The 17,079-nt window shown below is 54.9% G+C and carries 19 protein-coding genes; 13 read left to right on the top strand and 6 right to left on the bottom strand.

Annotated features, from left to right (window positions below):
• Positions 1-388 precede the first annotated feature (388 nt).
• Both VL197_08085 and VL197_08080 read left to right on the top strand, forming a co-directional pair.
• Positions 389-775, top strand: coding sequence for a DoxX family protein (locus VL197_08085; GenBank protein HUJ17938.1), 387 nt, complete (start codon positions 389-391; stop codon positions 773-775).
• 271 nt (positions 776-1,046) lie between these two features.
• Positions 1,047-1,679, top strand: a complete 633-nt coding sequence (locus VL197_08080; GenBank protein ID HUJ17937.1) for a hypothetical protein — start codon at positions 1,047-1,049, stop codon at positions 1,677-1,679.
• Between the two features lie 90 nt (positions 1,680-1,769).
• Here VL197_08080 and VL197_08075 read toward each other — a convergent pair whose 3' ends face one another.
• Together VL197_08075 and VL197_08070 are read right to left on the bottom strand one after the other, a co-directional pair.
• On the bottom strand, positions 1,770-2,357 hold the full coding sequence (locus VL197_08075; protein HUJ17936.1) for a hypothetical protein: 588 nt from the start codon (positions 2,355-2,357) through the stop codon (positions 1,770-1,772).
• Between the two features lie 136 nt (positions 2,358-2,493).
• Positions 2,494-3,075 (bottom strand): hypothetical protein, encoded by a 582-nt coding sequence (locus VL197_08070; protein ID HUJ17935.1) that lies wholly within the window; start codon positions 3,073-3,075, stop codon positions 2,494-2,496.
• A gap of 840 nt (positions 3,076-3,915) precedes the next feature.
• On the opposite strand from VL197_08070, the gene VL197_08065 reads away from it, so the two are divergent.
• The 6 genes from VL197_08065 to VL197_08040 all read left to right on the top strand — a co-directional run bounded on the left by VL197_08065 (position 3,916) and on the right by VL197_08040 (position 9,104).
• The gene (locus VL197_08065; GenBank protein HUJ17934.1) at positions 3,916-4,116 is read left to right on the top strand and encodes a hypothetical protein; all 201 of its coding nucleotides are present in this window, start codon (positions 3,916-3,918) and stop codon (positions 4,114-4,116) included.
• A gap of 62 nt (positions 4,117-4,178) precedes the next feature.
• The gene (locus tag VL197_08060; protein ID HUJ17933.1) at positions 4,179-5,144 is read left to right on the top strand and encodes an alpha/beta hydrolase; all 966 of its coding nucleotides are present in this window, start codon (positions 4,179-4,181) and stop codon (positions 5,142-5,144) included.
• A 503-nt stretch (positions 5,145-5,647) separates the two neighbouring features.
• On the top strand, positions 5,648-6,670 hold the full coding sequence (locus tag VL197_08055; protein HUJ17932.1) for a fumarylacetoacetate hydrolase family protein: 1,023 nt from the start codon (positions 5,648-5,650) through the stop codon (positions 6,668-6,670).
• Positions 6,671-6,972: 302 nt separating this feature from the next.
• Entirely contained in the window at positions 6,973-7,299 is a 327-nt protein-coding gene (locus tag VL197_08050) for a hypothetical protein (GenBank protein HUJ17931.1), read from the top strand.
• A gap of 289 nt (positions 7,300-7,588) precedes the next feature.
• On the top strand, positions 7,589-8,530 hold the full coding sequence (locus VL197_08045; GenBank protein ID HUJ17930.1) for a VTT domain-containing protein: 942 nt from the start codon (positions 7,589-7,591) through the stop codon (positions 8,528-8,530).
• 187 nt (positions 8,531-8,717) lie between these two features.
• The gene (locus tag VL197_08040) at positions 8,718-9,104 is read left to right on the top strand and encodes a DUF302 domain-containing protein (GenBank protein ID HUJ17929.1); all 387 of its coding nucleotides are present in this window, start codon (positions 8,718-8,720) and stop codon (positions 9,102-9,104) included.
• Between the two features lie 105 nt (positions 9,105-9,209).
• Here the strand turns inward: VL197_08040 and rpsU are convergent, their stop codons facing one another.
• Together rpsU and VL197_08030 are read right to left on the bottom strand one after the other, a co-directional pair.
• A complete protein-coding gene (gene rpsU / locus VL197_08035; protein ID HUJ17928.1) occupies positions 9,210-9,473 on the bottom strand; it encodes a 30S ribosomal protein S21 in 264 nt (87 codons plus the stop codon).
• A complete protein-coding gene (locus tag VL197_08030; GenBank protein ID HUJ17927.1) occupies positions 9,464-9,790 on the bottom strand; it encodes an RNA-binding protein in 327 nt (108 codons plus the stop codon). Before VL197_08030 ends, rpsU begins: the two co-directional genes overlap by 10 nt.
• 661 nt (positions 9,791-10,451) lie before the next feature.
• Here VL197_08030 and VL197_08025 point away from each other — a divergent pair.
• The gene (locus VL197_08025; GenBank protein ID HUJ17926.1) at positions 10,452-10,652 is read left to right on the top strand and encodes a cold-shock protein; all 201 of its coding nucleotides are present in this window, start codon (positions 10,452-10,454) and stop codon (positions 10,650-10,652) included.
• Between the two features lie 165 nt (positions 10,653-10,817).
• On the top strand, positions 10,818-11,198 hold the full coding sequence (locus VL197_08020) for a hypothetical protein (GenBank protein HUJ17925.1): 381 nt from the start codon (positions 10,818-10,820) through the stop codon (positions 11,196-11,198).
• A gap of 378 nt (positions 11,199-11,576) precedes the next feature.
• Here VL197_08020 and VL197_08015 read toward each other — a convergent pair whose 3' ends face one another.
• Complete coding sequence (locus VL197_08015) at positions 11,577-12,476, bottom strand: NAD(P)H-binding protein (GenBank protein ID HUJ17924.1); 900 nt, start codon at positions 12,474-12,476, stop codon at positions 11,577-11,579.
• 446 nt (positions 12,477-12,922) lie between these two features.
• Complete coding sequence (gene lpxC / locus VL197_08010; protein ID HUJ17923.1) at positions 12,923-13,831, bottom strand: UDP-3-O-acyl-N-acetylglucosamine deacetylase; 909 nt, start codon at positions 13,829-13,831, stop codon at positions 12,923-12,925.
• Positions 13,832-14,140: 309 nt separating this feature from the next.
• Between lpxC and VL197_08005 the strand changes: the two genes are divergently transcribed.
• The 3 genes from VL197_08005 to VL197_07995 are packed head-to-tail and all read left to right on the top strand — an operon-like array spanning position 14,141 to position 16,863.
• Positions 14,141-14,860 carry a tetratricopeptide repeat protein gene (locus VL197_08005; GenBank protein HUJ17922.1) on the top strand — a complete coding sequence of 240 codons (720 nt, stop codon included), beginning with the start codon at positions 14,141-14,143 and terminating at the stop codon, positions 14,858-14,860.
• Between the two features lie 13 nt (positions 14,861-14,873).
• Positions 14,874-15,830: an ABC transporter ATP-binding protein gene (locus tag VL197_08000; protein ID HUJ17921.1), complete on the top strand. Its 957-nt coding sequence runs from the start codon at positions 14,874-14,876 to the stop codon at positions 15,828-15,830.
• Between the two features lie 46 nt (positions 15,831-15,876).
• Positions 15,877-16,863 (top strand): ABC transporter ATP-binding protein, encoded by a 987-nt coding sequence (locus VL197_07995; GenBank protein ID HUJ17920.1) that lies wholly within the window; start codon positions 15,877-15,879, stop codon positions 16,861-16,863.
• Positions 16,864-17,079: the final 216 nt, after the last annotated feature.

Here is a 17,079-nt window from a genome sequence, read left to right as displayed (position 1 = left end):
TTCATTAAAAAACAGCAAAAAGACTATTGTCTCTATAGTAATGATATCAGATAGGGTGCGATGAGAAGTCAAACGAAGAGATAGGGTATTTCCGGGATATTACAAAAAAGCGCAGAATGCTTCAAAATCAGACAGCATATCAACTCGAAGGGCGGCGATGGGCGACCATCAATGTCTCCCCGTCGGTTTCAATAACCCCGCATCGTCTCTCCGGCCCACGTCAGCGTCACATTTACCTTGCCCGTTTCGCCAAAATATAGTACGCTCGCTGTATATTGCTTCATATCCAAGAGCAGATCGCGCGCCTCACCGCTGCCCCGGCTTGAGTCACCCGGTCGCCTTACGGTCGCCCTGTCGCCGCGTCTGCTCTCAATCGGAGGGTGCACTCATGAAATGGCTTGCAAAGTACTCGGACCACGCTTACGCCTTGATGCGGATCGTAACGGGCTTCATGTTCGCGTTCCACGGCTGCCAGAAGATCCTGGGAATCATTTCCGATTTCCAGCCGGCCGTTGGATCCCAGCTCTGGTTCGGCGGGCTCATCGAACTCCTGGGAGGGCTGGCGGTTATGGTGGGGTATCAAACGAGACTGGCGGCTTTCCTCTGCAGCGGCGAGATGGCAGTGGCCTATTGCCAATTCCACTGGAAACTCCAGATGGGACGCAGCTTCTTTCCGGCGGTGAACAAAGGCGAATTGGCCGCTCTCTACAGCTTTGTTTTCCTCTATATCGCCACCCGGGGCGGGGTGAAGTGGAAGCTGGACAAAGCGAGCTGAAGGCGCGATCATAGCAACGCGCTCATCACCTTCCAACAGCCGGCAAGGCAGCTTAACAAGGATTCGTTGACCAGTTTTTCACTATGAACTCCGAGCTATGAACTGATTCAAACCTTGAGATCATCAAGATCTCGCAGCCGAACGAGCGTGCACTGCTCCGCGTGGAAACTCACAAGACCGCGGCGTAGGGGAATGACATAAAGTAGGCCGTGCCCAAAGTGCTACCCTCGTGCGGCGCAGCTTCTCATGTTGGGGGTGCTCAGTGAGAGTCGTGCAAAAATTAATTGCCTTTCTTCCCGCCATGCTCCTGGTCATTCTTGTCTCTCCTGTTCTGCCCGGCAAGAACGAGCATAAAACAAGAAGGATTTTTTTTACAACGGCGAACATCTGGTACGAAAAGGCAAATGATATTCCTTCAACCAATTATCACAAAGGCCGGATGCTCCCGATCGGGACAATGGTGACCAAGGTCAGCATCAGAGACGGGCATGCGTCGGGCCGGGTGTCGCAGTCGTCCGTACTGGCAAAAAAGCCTGATTCCATGATCGTTCCTATGGACATCACGTTCGAGGACGAGCACGGCGAGAAATTCGTAATTACCTTCCTCAAGAAACATGCAAGCAGCACGATGACCGTGCGCGATTACTTCAGGCAGTACTTTTCACGGGAAGACCCTTTGCGGGAGGGCGGGCCGGTCCAGCAGTTGACGGACGCGGAAAAAGAGAATGTAAAAAACGGGGTCATCAGCATCGGCATGAGCAAGGAGGCTGTTCTCATGGCCTACGGATATCCGCCGAGCCACAGGACGCCCTCGATCGAGGACGATCACTGGATTTACTGGATCAGCCGCGTAAGTCAGAAAGAAGTGTTTTTTGCCGATGGCAAAGTCGTTCAAATTAAGTGATTGTTGTCGTTAACGTTACCAAGAAACTGCGCTTTCCATCTCTGTGCGGGATCGAATTCTCCGTCGTGATCCATCGGACTCGAGTCGAAACTAATTTATCGCCCCTTCCTTGTCGGCAATATCCGGTGGCTCCGGTTTTAAGAGCCCCTGCTGCGACATCCTCTTCGTGACCGACCTCGACAGGGATTGCATGACAACCCTGTCAAATATTCCGTCCCGCTGCCATGTTCTCGACGTCGCGGTCCAGATCAACCGGTTCGTTTTCGCGGAATACAAGTTCGTTTGTACGTTGAGATAGGAGTCCCTATAGTGTGCCCAGGGAAATTCCACATCGGTGGCTGCCGTGCCGGTGACCGTGCTCGTAAGCACGGCATCCGCCCCCGCACTCTCAGCCTGCAGGGAGATGGCGTTGGTGTCCGTTATCGCCGAGTCCAGCAGCGCGGGGTAACTTGCGACTGCTTCGACGCCATGATTCATCACGTCTCCTACGAACTGGTCTTCGAATACTTTTCTGTCCGCCAGGCCCCGCGAATCAGCGACCACCATGATCTTATCAGGACGCCCTTGATACGCCTCGTCTCTCCAAACCGCGGAGAACTTGGTCAAAGAGCACGACGTCATAAGAAGCAGGGCCGCTACCGCCACTATCGGGTAAAGCTTTTCTCTGTATTCATTCATAACGCAGGCCCTCTTTTCAGGAACCGGGAACGGCGGATGTTTCCTCTTCCCCGGCGGTCTTGGACTGAAGAACCGAAACCATGAGCAGGAGACTGTTACTGGTTCCTTGCATCGCTTCACTGACGAAGATGAACCGTTAATCTTTTGCCCCCTCCCTATCGGCGACATCGGGAGCCTCGGGCTTTAACAGCCCCTCCAGTGCCATTTTGTTCGTGATTCTCCGTACCACGGACCGGATGCCGTACATGTCCTTCATGTCGTCCCGCTGCCAGGTTCTCGTCGTCGCGGTCCAGATCAACCGGTGAGTTTTTACTTCATACAGGGACGTCTGTACATCGGTATAGATGTCCCGGTAGAGCGCCCAGGGAGCTTCCCAGGTGTTAGCCTCGTAGCCCGTGACCCTGCTGGTGAGCACCGCATCAGCCCCCAGCGCCTCGGCCTGCGCATCGACCGACTTCTGGTCCACCCGTGAAATGTTTTGCATCACAGGGTAGCTTGGGATCGCGTCGGCGCCGTGTTTCTTCACGCTTCGCACGAACTCGTCTTCGAAAAGCCTCCGATCAGCCAACCCCTGAGAAGTATCGACTACCATGATCTTCTGCGGCTGGGTCTGATAGGACGCATCCTTCCAAACCGCAGTGAATGTGGTCGAGGAGCACGACGCTATAAGCAGCACCGCTGACGTTAAAAACAGGCGGACCTTTCTTGCGTATTCCATGGATCAAGCGCTCCTTTTTTGCGGAAAACTGCTGAATAACACGACGCCCCTTCGAGACGATTGGGCCAACAGCTCCATGATTCCATTCCGGTGAGTTCCGCGCATCGACGCGTGTCTCTTTGTAAGTTATTATAGCAGCCTCTTGTTTTCCCGGGAGTCGATTGTGAGGCCCTGCGATGTTTCTGAATATCGCTTCTTGCTAAGGGGGGGCTTCGCGCAATGACCAGCCTTTCTTATGTAATTCCGAAATCGCCATGATTTTCGTTCAAAAGAAGTGCGCGTTGGCGGGCCACATATGAGTCTTATTTGCCTGGTCTGAGTAGAGTCACTGGCCTTGCCGGGCATTTCGACTATTTATAGTACTTTTTAATTAGCTGCTCCTGCCGGAACGACTCGTCACATTCGCATACCAATTGCCAGGGGACCCCGAAGCCTCCGGGAATCCTCTGGGACAGGCCTGCTCTCTTGCCATTCTTCAAATTTTCTGGCCTATTCTTTCATAGCTCGTTCGCCCCGCCTCGGATACACCGGCGCTGTTCATCATGCGCCTCTCCTGCGGGAACGAGAAGAGGTCTGTTGTGAGGATAACGCGGATAGCCGGATCTTCCTAACCCGGACAAGCCGGATCAAAACCAGAAGCTAAGGGCGTCTCTCGCGGAGCACGCGGAGAAAGCAGAGTTTTTCTCTGCGAGCTCTGCGCCTCTGCGAGATATTTTCTTGCCGTTTTGTAAAGAATTCGATTTGTTAGTTACTAATACCACCCTCCAGGGTGCGTCTCCGCTTCTCTCGTATGGCCTGTCATCATGCATCAGAATATTGTATAATGAAAACAATCGTCATATGAAAAAGAAAATTATCATTTCCGTCATCCCCGTACTTCTTCTGGCCGTCGCCGGTACCGCAGGCTACGTTCTCACGAACCTCAACTCCATCGTGAGGGCTGCCATAGAGAAGTACGGTTCCCAGGCAACGAAAACGGCTGTCCGTGTATCTTCAGTGAAGATAAGAATACTTGGGGACGTTGTTTCGCACGTTGCTTGACGTGAATCACCCTTAGAGGACTATCGAAGCGCCCTCAGGGCTCCAGCATCCAACATTGATCTATGCCCCTCATTCATCAATCCTCCTATCACGCACCCTTCCTCCTGAGGAACGGCGACCTCCAGACCCTTTATCCGGCTATCACGCGAAAGCTTTCACCGGCGCTGTATCAGCGGGAGCGCATTTATACGCCTGATGACGACTTCCTTGATCTTGACTGGTCGCGGGCTGGCAGCAGGAAGCTGGTCATTCTTTCCCATGGCCTCGAGGGCAGCACCTACCGCCATTACATGATCGGCATGGCGACCCTGATGAACAGGCATGGCTGGGACGCCCTGGCGTGGAACTACCGTGCCTGCTCGGGAGAGATCAACCGCCGGCTTCGCATGTATCACAACGGGTGCATCGACGACCTGGACTGCGTGGTGCAGCACTCGCTCAAGACCGGGATGTACGATACAATCGCCCTCATCGGGTTCAGCCTCGGTGGCAACCTGACCTTGATGTACCTGGGAAGCATGGCGGATAGGCTCGATGGGCGGGTCCGCCGCTCCGTTGCCTTTTCCGTGCCCTGCGACCTGAAGGCGGGGGCGCTCCAGCTCGCGAAGACGAAGAACTGCCTCTACATGAAACAGTTCCTTGTTTCGCTCCACGAAAAGATCAGGCTGAAGATGAAACAGATGCCCGGAGCGATCAACGACGACGGCTATGGCCGCATCAGGGACTTCAGGGGTTTCGACGACCGTTACACCGCGCCGATCAACGGCTTCAGGGATGCCGAGGACTACTGGGAGAAATGCAGCAGCAAGAGGTTCCTTTCAGCGATACGGATCCCGACGCTGATCGTGAACGCCCAGGACGATCCCTTCCTCGCCAACGCGTGCTATCCCATCGAGCAGGCAAGGAACAGCCAGGAGGTGCATCTGGAAATACCAATGCATGGCGGTCACGTGGGCTTTGTGCAGTTCAACGAAGATGGGAGCTACTGGTCCGAGAACAGAGCTGTTGAATTTCTCGGACAGGAGTGACGGCTCATCAGTAACTACTCGGCATGAGTAACCCTTAGAAGTCGCGAAAAATCAATCTATCCGCGGATGGATGCAGATTTTAAGACAGTAATTTCGGCTTGTTTTAATCCGTGAACTCTGCGTAATCTGCGTAATCTGTGGAAAAGAATATCTGAACTGGATTTAACCCGCCGGGCGGTTCAAACGGCAGAATGATAACCTGTCCTGGCCACTCGGGCATAAATGATCGTAACGACATGATATACTCTCACCTATAATCTCTCTGCTTCACACAAACAGGATCGCGCTCTACGCCTAAAGTAGCTAAAAAATAAAGAAGGGCAAAATGAAAACAGTGTCCCGCACACGTTTATTGCCGCGCCTTCGTAGTCTGCTGATGCCATATCGCGACCACAGGTAAGAACAGGCTGCGTTTTTCCAAGCATAACGCCGGGAGGGCACTGAGGAACGCTCTGTGCTCCCTATTGATAGTTTTGGCAATACGAATAAAAAGGAGGCCGATCATGGAACAGTCGCGTAGAACATTTCTCAAGATAGCGAGTGCAGCGGGAATTGCCGTCGCCGCCGGCAAATCTCTTGTCCCGGCGGCGGAGCAGCCGAAGCAGCAGCCAGTTGGCGACCGGAAGGACCTTCCCCAGCAGATGACGTTCTGCACGCTCCGCAACGACGGCCGGTACTCACTTGGCATTCGCACGCCAAAGGGAGTTCTCGACGTGGTGAGGGCGTCCAAGATACTGGGAAAAAGCGCGCCGACGACCATTGACGAGGTGCTGCACGGCGTGGACCCGCAGGCACTCAAGGGGCTGGTCGATGCGGCTCTCGCGAGCGAAGGGCTAACGTCAGCATTCGTCGCCGAGGACAAGGCGGCCTTCGGTCCCGCGGTGACGAACCCGGAGAAGATCATCTGCCTCGGCTACAACTATAAACGGCATGTGGCCGAGATGCACATCCCGACGCCCGCGTCGCCGGTCCTGTTCAACAAGTTCAACAATGCGCTGAATTATCACAACGGCGTCATCAACCTGCCCCAGAAGGTGGCGAAAAAGTTCGATTACGAGGTGGAACTGGTGATCGTGATCGGCAGGACCGCGCGCGACGTGAGCGAGGCGGACGCGCTCTCGTACGTTTTCGGCTACGCTGTGGGCAACGACTTCTCTGCCCGCGACCTGCAGTTCAAGACAAGCCAGCTGATGCTGGGCAAGACCAGTGACGGCTTTGCGCCCCTCGGACCGTGGCTGGTGACCGCGGACCAGGTGCCGGACCCGCAGAACCTCAAGCTCGAGTGCCGCGTGAACGGGGAGGTCCGGCAGTCGTCGAACACCAACGACATGATCTTCGGTTGCAAGACCATTGTCAGCTATATATCCCATGTCTGGACGCTCAGGCCGGGGGACATCATCTTTACGGGCACTCCCGAAGGTGTGATCCTGGGCTATCCGCCGGAGAAGCAGGTCTGGCTCAAGCCGGGCGACCAGGTGACGACGTCGATCGAGAAACTGGGAGAGCATCGCTTCACGCTGGCCTAGCCGCAGGCATGATGGCGGGCCTGGTCAATGCGGAGGGAACGATCGGGGGCAGGCCCCGGGTCTTGAGTCGTCGGCCGTTCACGGTTCCTTGCTGCCTGGCAGGAATGTACGAAGAAGCGGTACCGTGTTAAACGGTCAAGGACCGGGGAAGACAAGCTCTCCGGTCTTTTTTACGGCTCTCTTTGCTCCTCCTCGCCGCCACTCACCTCATCCTTCCGCCGGCCGTGTTACACTATGCATTGAACAGATGCCGGAGGGAATCCTTACTGAGCTTGCCTTAGTCGGGGAAAGAGGAGAGCTCCATGCCGGTCGTGAGAATATCCCGGGGGTCCTTCAAGCCCGAAGACTACGAGAGAATCAAGGCGCGTCTCGATGAGTCTCAGCAAACGCTCGTGCGCGCGATCAAGAAACTGAGCGGCTGCATGCATTACTGGGCCGGCATCGATCGGACAACGAATACGATGGTCAACGTCAGCGTGTGGGCGTCGCCGGCAGACGCAAAGCAGATGGAAACGCTGGCCCCCATGCTTGCCTTGGCGGGAGAGTTCGTCAAGCTGGGAGTCGTCTTTGAGCGTCCCATTGCAAATTATGAAACGCTTTGGCAGATCGAGACAGGGCGGAATCCCTAAGGGAAGGTTTGCGGCTTGATATTGCTTCTTACTGCCCCTCCGTGTCAAAACCGAATACGGGACGTTACCTTGAAATAGCCTGGCCGATGCCGGTCCGTAACGAACCGCGCTCTCCATGGCAAAAAAGCAAGCTATTCGCCTGATGCGAAATCCGGGGCAGGTCAATGGGATGCGCGGGATTCAACGTGCAAGTTTCGTTTGTGATATGCTCTTAAAAATGCTATCTTACCACATTATCGACGAACAGGTCGGATGACATCTCTGCATCATTGTAAAAGCACCATTCACTATGGATAAAGTTATTCCTTTTCTGATACAACACGGATACGCGGTGCTGTTTGTATGCGTCCTTGCGGAAACAATGGGGCTTCCCCTGCCAAGCGTTCCCTTATTCATTACCATGGGGGCGCTGGCCGGGGATGGGAAGGTGAATCTGTTTTTCTGCATCGGTTTGGGAGTCTGCGCTGCGCTACTAAGCGACATTGTATGGTACCTCTTGGGCCGAAAACGCGGAAGCAAGGTGCTATCCTCGGTCTGCCGTATTGCTCTGGAACCGGACTCCTGCGTCCGCCGCACAGAAAGCATCTTTGGAGTGTACGGCGCCCGGTCCCTCCTGATAACAAAGTTTCTCCCCGGATTGAGCGCCGTGTCAACGCCTTTGGCGGGCATCATCCGCATGCCCCTGCCGCGTTTTATACTATTCGACGTACTGGGAATACTCCTTTGGGCGGGTGCCTATTCCCTGGTGGGATTTATCTTCAGCAGACAGCTTGATCGTGCCCTGGACTACGCCGGGGGCATGGGCAAAACGCTCTTTGTGTTCGTGGCCGTGGGGCTGACTATTTTTGTCCTTAGAAAATATTCTTTACGTCGGCGATTTTTAAGGCAGCTCGTCATCGCGCGCATAACGCCGGGCGAGCTGAAACAAAAATTAGACGCCGGAGAAAACATAATGATAATTGATGTGCGCCATTCCCTGGACATCGAAGCCGATCCCTATGTCATCCCCGGCGCTTTGCGCATGTCGTTAGACCAGGCAGAGAGCTATCCTGTATTATCAAGTGACCGTGAGACGGTCGTTTATTGCACGAGACCCGACGAAGCCCTGAGCGCCCGGGTGGCGCTGATCTTGCGGCAGAGGGGGATTAAGCTTGTTCGACCGCTTTTAGGGGGATTTCACGGCTGGCGCGAAAATGGATATCCCATAGAACCGGCTACAACAGAAAAGTAATAGTGTAAGGATATGTCTATTCCCTCTCCTCTGATGGCGCCGATTGCCGGTTGAATGTGACACGATTCTCCCTATCCCCTTGCTATGGCCGGACAACGAACGCCTGGCAAAGCTGCGGTCGTTGACCTCCCGCTCATTTGGTCTTGCACGCTCGCCGGACATGCGGTCTCGAAGGAGGAGGATGAAAATGACTCCATCGCGGGAACGAGGGATCGTCAATATTTTAAGCCGGAGCAATGTCGCTGAGACAGCGCAAAAGCTGGCGGGAATTATCGAGTCAAGAGGAATGACGGTATTTGCACGGATCGACCAGCGCACGGCTGCGAACGCCGTCGGGCTCGATATGAAGCCGATGGTTCTGCTCGTATTCGGCAATCCGAAAGCGGGAACGCCTCTGATGCAGAAGTATCCCTCCCTCGCGATCGATCTGCCTTTGAAGGCGCTCGTATGGGAAGACGAGGTCGGACGGGTATGGATCAGCTATAACAGCCCGGAGTACTTGATGCAGCGGCACGGATTGGCCGAGAAGCCGTTTCAAGCCGTGGAAGGGATAGTTGCACAGGCAGTGCAGTAGTTCGAAGCGGAATACTTATCAGGATCAGGCCTACTTTCATGTCATCTTGATCCAATGACCGAGAAAAATCGGGGCAAATGGCACTCAAGTAGACCTGATCCCAAGTTATCGGCTGTTCGATGAGGCGGGTGACTGCGACGGCCTTCCCGGCCTCGGCCCCGAACTCGAACCGGATGGCCTTGAGTTCGAGCGCTTCAGGAGCTTCCGCCTTCGTTTCTGCGCCTCCAGCTGCTTGTTCTTCTTTTTCACCGAGGGCTTTTCGTAATGGCGCCGCTTCTTCAGCTCTCCCAAGAGGCCGTCCAGCTGGAGCTTCTTCTTTAAATCCCTCAAGGCCTTTTCGATGTTCTGGGACTGGACCCTTACCTCCACGATCTGCCTCCTCCGCCGCCGTATCCGCCGCGCTTATCGCCTCTGCCGCCGCCGGAACCAGAGCGCTCAGTCTTTGGCCGGGCCTCGTTCACCGTGATCGTCCGGTCCATGAACGTTGTGCCGTTCATGGCAGTGATCGCCTTGGCCGCGTCCTCGTCCGTTGCCATCTCCACGAAACCGAATCCCTTGGACCTGCCGTCCGCCTGATCGACGATCAGCGTGGCGGAGGTCACCTCGCCTATCTTCGAGAAAGCCTCCCGCAAATCCTCCTCGTGGGTGTTATACGACAAATTCCCTACGTACAGTTTCTTAGCCATGTTGTCTCCTTGTGTTGCTTCAAGTTCGCCTGACGGTCACTGCCGCACAGCGCGTTAGATCTTCTTCGGGTCATGCCCCGTCCCAAAATAGGGCGGCGCGGACTCGCTTGGTTGTCCGCAAAAAACCTCATCGTTCCCTAACCAAATGTGCTGTCGCTTTTTACGGGAGAAAAGGTGAGAGCAGGAGGAGTCAGTGATCGATGAGAGGTGCGGACGACATCTCGTTCCAAAACGACAGGGCCTTGCCCCGTTAATAGTCTTTGTGATTATTATAGTGGCTTTTACCGCCAATTGCAAGGATTTTCCGAGAATAGGACTGCGGGAACGTTGATTCACTGCGTGGTTTCCGCTCTTATGCATGGTCGATACCACTGCCTGGCAAAAATGGCAACCTTTCCTTTAATAATCCCTTCCAGCCGCCCGTAATGAGAGGTATTGAAAACTTTCATGAAAAAAGGCAGAAAACGCACGAAAGGGGCCCCCCTCGTCAGAGAGAGTTTCTCCTGAGCAATAATAACCATTGACATCTCGGCACAGAAGGGGCATTATAGCCTCAGAAGTTCCGGATGTTCTTGTAGGGAAACCGCAAAGACAGATAGACTTTGCGGCTTTTTTTTGTCCTTTTCCGTCGCTTCAATTCACAAGAAGGAGGTAGCTCATCATGGAGACAGGTACCGTAAAGTGGTTCAATGATTCCAAGGGTTTTGGATTCATTACCCGTGAAGCAGGCAGCGATGTTTTCGTTCATTTCGGCGACATTCAGGACAGCGGCTTCAAGTCGTTGGCTGAAGGCCAGTCAGTGCAGTTCGACGTTGTCGACTCGCCCAAGGGCCCCAAAGCAGCCAACGTTGTAAAGCTCTAAGCGATCTGACGCTTAAACCACTGCAGGCCCTGATGAATATCAGGGCCTGTTCTTTTCTGAAGAACGAGAAAGGCTGAGTCGTTCTTATCCACAGATTTTACAGTTTCCGGGGCAATCCTGCATCACTGCGTGGGGCTTTTGTCTTTTCCACACGAAAGGAGAAACATGAACCACAGACAGAGTTATAGACAAAAAATGGAATTGGAGAGGGCCGCCCTGGAAGCTGACGGCCTGGTTTCTGATCGCCATGCCGGGATTTCAAACATCGAATTTTGCATGACCTATTACCATCGTGGTGTAGATGCGGTTTTAATGAAGCGTACGCTCAGTTTCTCGCCTGCCGATTACGCCGGTTTTCATATGAAATGCATGGAGGCTGGGTGCACGGACGGCGGTTTCGATCTGGCCCCCGTTGTTGCCGGCCTGGCTAAGACCCATAAGAAGTCGATCAAGGGAAAGATCTTTTGCCACGGCAAAAACCAGTCCGTGGGGCACGCAAGTATTGCCTATGAGGTCAACATCCAGTACCATAAGCAGGTTACGTAGGCGCTTACACCCATACATCGACACGAGATTGTGATCTTAAATCAAGCTCTCTGTACAAAGGCAGGATAATTTCGTTCAAAGTCGTCAAGCTCGCAAAGAAATTCAAATCCTTTTGGGTTAAGCATGTGCGTCCGTTGCGTTAGGCGCGAGACGTCTTTGAATATGTAATTATCATTTCTCCTCCCCTGGACTCATCGCTCCGCGACGGCTGCCGCGGGCTGAGTTCGCGATAGGGAAGACTATCCGTCCCCGTTGCCGTTCGCACGGCCAGGGCTCTATGCAAAAAAGGCCCGTCCCCCCACCAAGGACAGGCCTTTTGCTTTTTCATCCATCACGGAAGAGATCCACTTCCTGCCGGGCCTTTCCGGGATGGCCCACTTATGCAGCTTTCTGTTTCAGGAACATGGGCACGAACACCTCGTCGCAGAACGACTCGATCGGGGTCGGCGTCGTGTTCTCCGCCCCGCGCTTCTCGGCCTTGATCTTCCCGTCATTGAAGGCCCCGGCCATGTCGACGTACGTCCTGCTCATGTCAGGCGACAGACCCATGGCTATCATGGCCTTTTCAGCCTGGTCATAGGGGAACATAACGTATGGCAGACCGGGTTTCCCGATCTTGCTCCCGATGATGCCCGAAGCCTCGGTCAGGGTGAGGTCACGCTGACCAAGGAGATAGCGGATCGACGAGCCGATGAAGTCCCGCTTCGCCAGGCGCTCGGCCGCATATTCCGCGATGTCCTTCGTTGCGATCATGGCGATCCTCAGATCGCCCCGGATCGCGCTGCCGGTGATTCCCTTGGACCTGATCAGGTCCAAGTTCCAGAGCAGGTTCTCCATGAAGTAGCCGGCCCGCATGTGCACGACATGGAGCCCCTGGATCCTGTTCAGCCGCTCTTCCATGTTATGCAGGCCCCTGATCGGCCCGGTCCCTTCGCCTCCAAGCTCCGCACCAACGCTCGACAGGTAGACTACGCGCTTGACCCTGGTGATCTCCAGCGCCCGCACGATGCTCTGACCGATCGTGTCGGCGTAATGCATGAATTCCGGCGCCGTCGGGTTTGGCGGTATCAGCGCGAACACCGCGTCAACGTCCGTGAAGGCCTTTACCAGGAACTCTGTTTCCTTGGCGTCACCTGCGAACGCAGTCACGGTCTTGCTCACCAGCGGCCGGAGACGGTCGGCTGTGCGCGAGATCACGCGGATCGGTTCGTTCTTCTTTGCCAGGATGGCGGCTATCTTGCTGCCCACATTACCTGTTGCACCCAGTATAGCTATCATACCAACACCTCCCCTTCACGCTCCATCCACCCTCGAAAAAGGGCTAATATCATCTTCTTTATATTTACAGCGTAGCACCGGAGCCGGCTCTCGTCAACCTTTACTCCTCCCTGGGCGGTTCCCCGGATTGGAGCGTTGCTACCGAAGTTGCATCCTGTGCCGCTTTTTGAGACCCTACGTTCTATATGCAATAATATCCATGAACTCAAAATTGTCTTCACACTTTTTATGTCATTCCTGCGAAAGCAGAAATCCAAAGTCGCATAGAAAAGAAGTTGGAATCCGGTTCTGGGCCGGAATGACGAACTTGGCATACAGTTAAGAAACGATCAATATCTGCCAGGCAAGGGACCCGTGAACAGGTGTAAACCTCAGACCGAGCAAAAAAAGCCGGCGTTCAATTCGAACGTCGGCTTCACTTTATAAAAAGAAGGCTGCGTTAACTTTTACAGCGTTGCATGCTGATACTGCATCTCCTGTTGCAGGGCAGCTGTAGCGTCCGGAACGCCGACTATCACCCAATTCTGGGGGCTATTCAGGATCCTCTTCACCATCTGCGCGTTCAGGGCGTGCCCCGACTTGTGCGCCACGATATGCCCAATGACCGGCATGCCGACCAGCGAGAAGTCGCCGATAAGGTCCAGGATCTTATGGCGGACGAATTCGTCCTTGTACCGCAGACCCTCCTTGTTCAGGACCGAATCTTTCCCGAGCGCCACGGCATTCTCAAGGGAAGCGCCCCTGGCAAGGCCGTTAGCCTGAAGGGCCTGGACATCGTTCACGAAGCCGAAGGTGCGGGCGTCGGCGATTTCCCGCAGATATGACTCTTCGGCCGGGACGTACTGAAGGCTCTGTTCCTTCAGCAGCGGATGGCTGAAGTCAATGAAATAGGAGATGCTGGTGGCCTCAGCCGGCCAGATCGCGACCTGCTTGTTGCCTACACGTACGAAAATCGGCCTGATGATCTTGATCATGGGCTGGCATTTTTCCTGGTTTTGGACACCGGCCTCGGCGATCAGCCTTATGAATGGCCCGGCGCTGCCGTCCATGATCGGCACTTCCTCCGCATCGATCTCGATGAAGACATTGTCGATATTCAAACCGGCACATGCCGAAAGGACATGCTCCACGGTCCTGACGATCACGCCATTCTGACCGAGCGTTGTTGCATAGCTCGTGTCGCCCGTATTGGCGGCAGCCGTGAGGATCTGACGCCCGCCGAGGTCGGTTCTGATAAAGACAATACCCGTATCAACGGGGGCCGGTTTCATTCGCAGTTGTACCGGCGTTCCCGAATGCAGGCCAGTACCGCTGCAGGATACTGTATTTCTTATGGTGCGCTGATATCTGATCATGAATATCGCCTCGAACGATGTACTACTAAAGCAATCAGCGTGCCATTTCCCTATATATAGAAATATTGCATTAACAATCTGTTATAGTACTAGTATCAAGAAGGCTGTGGTAAATATGATATTTCAGCGCGAAGCATTGTTGTAAATTGTACACAGCAGGCATCTCATCGCGGTTTATCACGAGTCATTAATCGCATCCAACAGGCTGACAGGACCAGTTGTTTCACCCCGTTTTTCGTTGACAGGGTACAACCCCTGTGATACATTTTTTTATAATTTAATGAAATTATCAGGAGTTAGGGAGGGCGCATGCCGCCAAAGCTCGATGAGCTGTACAAGAACGGGATAGAGGCTTTTGAAAAGGGAGACTATGAGAACGCTGAACTGTTCTTCCAGGAGATCCTGTCCCTGAACCCGAAGTTCGCCGACATCCATAACAAGATGGGCATCATTTTCAATCAGACGAACCGCCTGCAGCTCGCCGCGCAAGCCTTTGAAAAGGCCCTGGAACTGAATCCCGGCTATACCGAGGCATCGCTCAATCTAGCGATCACCTACAGCGATCTCGGCATGTATGACAAAGCCCGCGCTGTCTTTGAGAAAGCTTCCCATTTTTCCGAGCAGGCCGATAAAAGCTCCCGGTCCAATCTTGACCCTTTTGTGAAGGGCAAACTCGCCGACGAACATCTTCGGATCGGGAAAATCTACTACGAACTGAGATTGCTGGATGAGGCCATCGAAGAATATGAGAAGGCCCTGCGGCTGTCGCCGAGCTTTGCCGACATCATCACGCAACTCGGCATCGCTCTCCGGGACAAAGGCCGCTATGACGAAGCGATCGCCGAGTTCACGAGGGCCAAACAGAGCAATGCCCACTACATTCCGGCACGCCTGCACCTTGGCATTACCTACTACTCACAGGGCTTCTACGGACTGGCCGAAGAGGAATGGCGGGAAGCCCTCGTCTTCGACCCTGACAATTCCGCGGTCAGGACCTATCTTAATTTCGTGAAACCGCAGACCTCCTGACGGAGCCGTGCCTGTGGACCTGCTTGAAATAAAGGGCCTGACCACGCATTTTTTCACGCGGTCGGGCGTGCTCAAGGCCGTCGACAGCGTCAGTCTGCAGCTTAAGACGGGCCGCGTCCTGGGGCTTGTCGGCGAGTCGGGCTGCGGCAAGACGATCACCGCCCTTTCCATCCTGAACCTCGTTCCCTATCCCGGCAGGATCGTTTCCGGCAGCATTTTTTTTGAAGGCCGCAACCTCCTCACGCTCTCGCCCGAGGAGATGCGGCGGGTCCGCGGGGCGAAGATATCCATGATCTTCCAGGAGCCCATGACCGCGCTCAACCCTGTATTTACGGTGGGGAACCAGATCGCCGAAGTGCTCACGACCCATCTCAAGTCAACGTCGAAAGAGGCAATGCATTCCGCCGTCGAGCTCCTGCAGGCGGTCGGGATACCCTCTCCGGAGAAGCGGGTCCACGAATATCCTCACCAGCTTTCCGGGGGGATGCGTCAGCGCGTCATGATCGCGATGGCGATTGCGTGCAAACCCTCGCTCATTCTCGCCGATGAGCCCACTACGGCGCTGGACGTAACGATTCAGGCCCATATCCTGGAGCTCCTCGGCAGGATCCGGGCCGAGATGGGCATGGCCATGATCCTGGTCACACACGACCTTGGACTCATTGCCGAACGCGCCGATCAGGTCGCGGTGATGTACGCCGGGCGCATCGTCGAGCAGGCCGAAACGCGCGAGCTGTTTGCGGATCCCCAGCATCCTTACACGCGAGGACTCATTGCCTCGGTACCGAATCCCGAAGAAAAGCACACGCGTTTGCGCACGATCGCCGGCAGCGTCCCGCGGCCCCAGGACCTTCCCCTGGGCTGCAAATACATCACCCGCTGTGAGATCAAGACAGGACAATGCGAGAAGGAGCCGGAGCTGGTGGAGATCAGGGCGGGGCATTGGGTGAGGTGCTGGGAAGCGCGGTAATACCCTATTCGAAGATGGGAACCTACTAAATCGTATATTCAAAGGCATGGCAAGTACCCTTCTTGATATCAGAGACGTCTATAAGTCCTTCCCCGTGAAGTCGGGATTGGGGAGGACGATGGAAGCCAGAGCTGTTGACGGCGTTAGCCTCGCGCTGGCGCCCGGAGAGGCCCTCGGTCTCGTCGGAGAAAGCGGGTCGGGCAAGTCGACGCTCGGCCGGTTGGCGCTCCGTCTGTTGGAGCCAACGGCCGGCACCATCCTGTTCGAGGGCCGGGACCTCGGTGCTCTGTCGAAAGAGGAGCTCCGTTCGCTCCGGAAGAGGATGCAGATCATTTTCCAGGACCCCTTCGCCTCGCTCAATCCGAGGATGCGCATCAAGGATATCATCACCGAGCCGCTGGTCATACACGGGATGGCGAAGAACGATGAGCTGGAAGAAAGGGCCGTAGTGCTGCTTGCAAAAGTCGGACTGCCCGCTGATGCCAAGAACCGGTATCCCCACGAGTTCTCGGGAGGTCAGCGCCAGCGCGTCGGCATTGCCCGCGCCCTTGCCAGCGGACCCTCGCTCATCATCGCCGATGAGCCGGTCTCGGCGCTTGATGTCTCGGTCCAGGCCCAGATCATCAATCTCCTGCAGGACCTGCGGGACGAGCTAGGCTTGTCCTTCCTGTTCATTGCCCACGACCTGAACATCGTTCGGCACTTTTCCGATCGCGTTGCAGTGATGTACCTCGGCAAGATCGTCGAACTGGCGCCCGCTGAAGATATCTACGTAAAGCCTTCACATCCCTATACGGAGGCACTGCTCGCTGACATACCCGTACCTGATCCAACGAAGAAAAAGAAGCACATCCTCCTGCACGGCGATATTCCGAGCCCGACGCACATCCCCCCGGGATGCCGCTTTCATACGAGGTGTGTGTACCGATTCGAACCCTGCGACAAGATCGTTCCCCGCACTATTGATCTCGGCAACGGCCACTTCGTCGACTGCCATCTGAGGGATGACAGCATGCTGCCCCGGAATCGTTAGCAGTCACTCAACCCCCCAAAAAGCAATCCATCTTCACGGAAGTATTCTTTCGCCCTCAGCTCTTTGAGGCACGCATTTTCGCATTTATCTTTGATGACAGGATGCTTTTCTCATCCCTGCAAAAGACCTGAGGGGTGAGAGTTGTGGAAAATCAATAAATTGCGATCTGGCATGGGAGATGCAAATTATCAGGCAGAAGGGCGAAAAAGGAGGGCA

Source organism: Nitrospirota bacterium (assembly GCA_035516965.1).
Classification (GTDB): domain Bacteria; phylum Nitrospirota; class UBA9217; order UBA9217; family UBA9217; genus MHEA01.
The sequence above is the reverse complement of the archived record's forward strand: the minus strand, read 5'-3'. Positions and strand labels throughout refer to the sequence as shown.

Coding starts and splice junctions, on each gene's coding strand:
- VL197_08085 (HUJ17938.1), top strand. CDS start 389: ATGAAATGGCTTGCAAAGTACTCGGACCACGCTTACGCCTTGATGCGG.
- VL197_08075 (HUJ17936.1), bottom strand. CDS start 2,357: ATGAATGAATACAGAGAAAAGCTTTACCCGATAGTGGCGGTAGCGGCC.
- VL197_08070 (HUJ17935.1), bottom strand. CDS start 3,075: ATGGAATACGCAAGAAAGGTCCGCCTGTTTTTAACGTCAGCGGTGCTG.
- VL197_08065 (HUJ17934.1), top strand. CDS start 3,916: ATGAAAAAGAAAATTATCATTTCCGTCATCCCCGTACTTCTTCTGGCC.
- VL197_08060 (HUJ17933.1), top strand. CDS start 4,179: ATGCCCCTCATTCATCAATCCTCCTATCACGCACCCTTCCTCCTGAGG.
- VL197_08055 (HUJ17932.1), top strand. CDS start 5,648: ATGGAACAGTCGCGTAGAACATTTCTCAAGATAGCGAGTGCAGCGGGA.
- VL197_08050 (HUJ17931.1), top strand. CDS start 6,973: ATGCCGGTCGTGAGAATATCCCGGGGGTCCTTCAAGCCCGAAGACTAC.
- VL197_08045 (HUJ17930.1), top strand. CDS start 7,589: ATGGATAAAGTTATTCCTTTTCTGATACAACACGGATACGCGGTGCTG.
- VL197_08040 (HUJ17929.1), top strand. CDS start 8,718: ATGACTCCATCGCGGGAACGAGGGATCGTCAATATTTTAAGCCGGAGC.
- VL197_08030 (HUJ17927.1), bottom strand. CDS start 9,790: ATGGCTAAGAAACTGTACGTAGGGAATTTGTCGTATAACACCCACGAG.
- VL197_08025 (HUJ17926.1), top strand. CDS start 10,452: ATGGAGACAGGTACCGTAAAGTGGTTCAATGATTCCAAGGGTTTTGGA.
- VL197_08020 (HUJ17925.1), top strand. CDS start 10,818: ATGAACCACAGACAGAGTTATAGACAAAAAATGGAATTGGAGAGGGCC.
- VL197_08015 (HUJ17924.1), bottom strand. CDS start 12,476: ATGATAGCTATACTGGGTGCAACAGGTAATGTGGGCAGCAAGATAGCC.
- lpxC (HUJ17923.1), bottom strand. CDS start 13,831: ATGATCAGATATCAGCGCACCATAAGAAATACAGTATCCTGCAGCGGT.
- VL197_08005 (HUJ17922.1), top strand. CDS start 14,141: ATGCCGCCAAAGCTCGATGAGCTGTACAAGAACGGGATAGAGGCTTTT.
- VL197_07995 (HUJ17920.1), top strand. CDS start 15,877: ATGGCAAGTACCCTTCTTGATATCAGAGACGTCTATAAGTCCTTCCCC.